The 3,621-nt window shown below is 63.6% G+C and carries 4 protein-coding genes and 2 pseudogenes; 5 read left to right on the forward strand and 1 reads right to left on the reverse strand.

All coding sequences use genetic code 11. From position 1 onward, the window contains the following. Window positions 1–231, reverse strand: a pseudogene (locus EN969_RS21575) (DNA polymerase III subunit gamma/tau); the annotation flags it as partial. On the opposite strand from EN969_RS21575, the pseudogene EN969_RS21580 reads away from it, so the two are divergent. The 5 genes and pseudogenes from EN969_RS21580 to recR form a co-directional block, all read left to right on the forward strand. Beyond that, window positions 217–840 (forward strand): annotated as a pseudogene (locus EN969_RS21580) (DNA polymerase III subunit gamma/tau); the annotation flags it as partial. The pseudogenes EN969_RS21575 and EN969_RS21580 overlap by 15 nt on opposite strands. 30 nt (window positions 841–870) lie before the next feature. Continuing rightward, window positions 871–1,194 carry a YbaB/EbfC family nucleoid-associated protein gene (locus tag EN969_RS21585; protein WP_013527931.1) on the forward strand — a complete coding sequence of 108 codons (324 nt, stop codon included), beginning with the start codon at window positions 871–873 and terminating at the stop codon, window positions 1,192–1,194. Between the two features lie 14 nt (window positions 1,195–1,208). Next, complete coding sequence (locus tag EN969_RS21590; protein WP_013527930.1) at window positions 1,209–1,616, forward strand: hypothetical protein; 408 nt, start codon at window positions 1,209–1,211, stop codon at window positions 1,614–1,616. Window positions 1,617–1,846: 230 nt separating this feature from the next. After that, complete coding sequence (locus EN969_RS21595) at window positions 1,847–2,773, forward strand: cell wall hydrolase (protein WP_013527929.1); 927 nt, start codon at window positions 1,847–1,849, stop codon at window positions 2,771–2,773. Window positions 2,774–2,964: 191 nt separating this feature from the next. Beyond that, window positions 2,965–3,570 carry a recombination mediator RecR gene (recR, locus tag EN969_RS21600; RefSeq protein ID WP_013527928.1) on the forward strand — a complete coding sequence of 202 codons (606 nt, stop codon included), beginning with the start codon at window positions 2,965–2,967 and terminating at the stop codon, window positions 3,568–3,570. Window positions 3,571–3,621: the final 51 nt, after the last annotated feature.

Raw genomic sequence — 3,621 nt, forward strand, 5'->3', positions numbered from 1 at the left:
GGTCTGCGCGCCGCCCGGGCCAGACGGCATGCGCGTCTGCGCCACCGCGCTGCGCCCAAATGGGGCGCCTGCAGGGGGAGGCAACGGCGCCAGCCGGATCAGCACCATTTCGGCGGCACTGACCGGCCGGTTGGAGGACTGCACCTCTGGAATGCCCTTGAGCAGCATCTGCCACGTCCGCGACAGCACCCTGACCGACAGCGTCCTGGCGAAATCGGCGCCGCGCCGGCGCAGAATGGCGCGCTGCGCCCAAATGGGGCGCCTGCAGGGGGAGGCAACGGCGCCAGCGCGGTGGCGCAGACGCGCATGCCGTCTGGCCCGGGCGGCGCGCAGACCATGCGGCTGGTCGAAGCCTCGCCTGCGCCCGTTCCCTACGTCGCTCCGCCGGAGCCGGTCACGGAGGCGCAATCGGCGCCGCTGAAATCGCTGGCCGACATCATTGCCCTGGCAGACGCGCAGCGCGACATCGCCTTCAAGGTGCTGGTCAAAAGCTGCATCCGGTTTGTACGCATCGAGCCCGGCCGCATCGACGTTGGCCTGACCAGCGATGCGCCCAAGATGCTGCTCAACGACCTGACGACGAAATTGCGCGCCTGGACCGGTCGCAGCTGGCTTGTCTCGCTGTCGAAGGAAGAGGGCGGCCAGACGCTCGCCGAAATGGAATCGGCCAAACGCGAGACGGCTTTTCTCGATGCCAAGAGCGACCCGACAGTGGCCGCCATCCTGGCGCGCTTTCCCGGTGCCAAGATCATCGACGTGCGCATTCCGGACGCGCCGGAAGCCGAAACGGCAGAGGCCGAAGTGCCGGTCGAGCCGCCGGCTGACGACGATGAACCCTGATCCAGCCACGAATCCGCAAAGGACCCGACCATGAAAGATCTTCTCGGCCTGATGGGCAAGGCGAAGGAAATGCAGGCCAAGTTCCAGGCCATGCAGGACGAGATCGCCACGCTGGAAGCGTCCGGCCAGGCCGGCGGCGGCCTGGTCAATGTGACGCTGACCGGAAAATTCGAGATGAAGTCGTTGAAGATCGATCCGTCTCTGTTCAAGGAAGACGATGTCGAGATCCTGGAAGACCTGGTGCTGGCCGCTCACAACGACGCCAAGACCAAGGTCGAGCAGATCATGCAGGAAAAGACCAAGGCGCTGACCGCGGGCCTGCCGATCCCGCCGGGAATGAAACTGCCCTTCTAGCCTTCGGTGCGGCCATGGCCGAAGAGCCGTCCGAAAGACTGATCGAGCAGCGTATCCGCAACAGGATCTACGAGATCCTGGAAATCCTGGCCGATTGTGACGACGGCGTCGATCTCGTCGGCATCAAGGGTTATTTCTATCTGTTCGAGGATTTCCTCCATCGCCCATCGATCGAAGCCGGCACATCCGCGCTTTCGAAGGACGAGCGCGCGATCGTGCTGGAGATCGCCGAATTCCTCGAGGCGGCAAGCGAGACAAATCCGGACTTCACCAAGGCTGAGTTCATAGACAGCGACTGGCCGGGAAAGATCGCGCCGACGGCCAGGGAGGCGCGGACGCTGTTCCTCCGGCGCGGCCTGTTTTCGGAGAAGGTCGAGGAGCTTGAGCCTGGCCAGCCGGCCGCGATAGCGGCCGGGCGGTAGATCGCTTCAGGAAAAATCGCGTGGTGCTTTCCCTTGGGGCAATTGCGGCGAAACAAAGAGAGAGCGGTCATCGCTTTTGTGAAATGACGGCTCGATCTATCTGGAAAGCCACGAAATTGTGCCAATTTGGCAACAGTACGTTGTTAATAACGTTTTGGCCATCATTTTGCCCGAAAGTGTCTCATTCTTGCCGCAGCCTGGGGGCGGGCACGAAGTGAGAGGGTTACCTGTTGATTTCCACGCGATGGAAGACGCCGCTGTTGCTCGGCGCCGTCATTTCACCCCTGTTTTTGGCTGCCTGCAGCCAGACCACTTCACACGGCATGTCCGTCGCCAGCCTGACCGACGCCATCACGCCAGGTTTCCTGAGTTCAGGGGCCTACAGCCACACGCCGAAGGACAAGGAATGCCTGGAACGGGCGATGTTCTTCGAGTCCAACCGCTCGAGCCGCGACGGCATGATCGCGGTCGGCACGGTGGTGATGAACCGGCTGCGCTCCGGCAATCATGGCAGCACCATCTGCCAAGTGGTGGGCGAGCCCGGGCAGTTCGCGCCTGGTGTCATGACAAGGCCGATGAATTCACGCGCAATGCCCGATGTCGAGGAAGCCGCCGACGCGGTGCTGAAGGGCGAGCGCAAGTCCAAGCTCAAGAACACCATGTTCTTCCACACAGCCGGCCTCCGCTTCCCCTACAAGAACATGCACTACACCATGGTTGCCGGCGGCAATGCCTTCTACGAGAAGCGCGGCCGCAACTGGCAGCCGCTGCCGGATGAGCCGCAGGTCGCTATTGCCTCGGCGGCGCCCGACAAGTCAGCCGCGCCGGTGACGATGGTCGCGTCCGCCGAGCCGGTGCGTCCAGCCAGGACGGCAACCGTTCGATCCGCTCCCGCCCAGCAGACCTATGTGACCGCCGCCGCCGCGCCGGCCGCGAAATCCGCGCGTGTCTCGCAAGAGCCGACGGTGGTGGCGATGCAGGAGCCGATGGAAGAGCCGGATGCCGCGCGTTTTGGCGGAAGCTTGAACACAAGGGTCATCTCGTCGGTTCAAGACGCGCCGCAAGAGGCGTCGATGGGGTTCCAGTCGACGCCTGAGAACACAGACGCCATTGGCGCGATGATTGTCAGCCAGGGCCGGCCGCTCGAGACCAACTGATCTGCGCCCCGCGGTCCGCCAAGGCCCAATATGGCGGTCATGCGGATGCAGATGTTCCAAAGCGCTCTGAAAAATCCTGGAGCGGTTCACCGTTTCGCGGAAACGGTGAACCGCTCCAGCTTTTCGTTTTGACGCAATTCCGGACGGAAAACCGCTTCGCACTTTTCCTGGAATTGCTCTAGATCAGAGCGATGTCGAAGCGAATCGCCGGTCCCGAGATCGAACGTCTGATCCAGCTCCTGGCCAAGGTGCCGGGGCTGGGACCCCGTTCGGCCAGGCGTGCCGCCCTTCATCTGATCAAGAAGAAAGAGCAGCTTTTGTCGCCCCTTGCCGCCGCCATGGCCGAGGCGGCCGACAAGGTGCGCATCTGCTCGACCTGCGGCAATGTCGATACATCGGACCCTTGCATGATCTGCACCGATCCGCGCCGTGATGCCGGCACCATCATCGTCGTCGAGGACGTCTCCGACCTGTGGGCGCTGGAGCGCGCGGCGGCGATGAATGTGCGCTACCACGTGCTCGGCGGCACGCTGTCGCCGCTCGACGGCATCGGCCCCGAGCAGCTCAACATGCGCTCGCTGGTTGATCGCGTCGCCGGCGGCGAGGTCAAGGAGATCATCCTCGCCGTCAATGCGACGGTCGAGGGCCAGACGACCGCGCATTACCTCACCGACCAGTTGTCCGGCTTCGACATCAAGGTGACGCGCCTTGCGCATGGCGTGCCGGTCGGCGGCGAACTCGACTATCTCGACGAGGGCACGCTGGCCGCGGCGCTGCGTTCGCGGACGGCGTTTTGACAAAGTTGCGGCAGAGGATGCGGAGCATGATTTTTGCGTGTCCACCAAGGC

This window comes from Mesorhizobium sp. M7A.F.Ca.CA.003.01.2.1, from assembly GCF_003998945.1.
Classification (GTDB): Bacteria; Pseudomonadota; Alphaproteobacteria; order Rhizobiales; family Rhizobiaceae; genus Mesorhizobium; species Mesorhizobium ciceri.

Excerpts from the sequence above, each read along its gene's own strand:
- EN969_RS21590 (WP_013527930.1), top strand. The coding sequence starts at position 1,209 with ATGGCCGAAGAGCCGTCCGAAAGACTGATCGAGCAGCGTATCCGCAAC.
- recR (WP_013527928.1), top strand. The coding sequence starts at position 2,965 with ATGTCGAAGCGAATCGCCGGTCCCGAGATCGAACGTCTGATCCAGCTC.
- EN969_RS21585 (WP_013527931.1), top strand. The coding sequence starts at position 871 with ATGAAAGATCTTCTCGGCCTGATGGGCAAGGCGAAGGAAATGCAGGCC.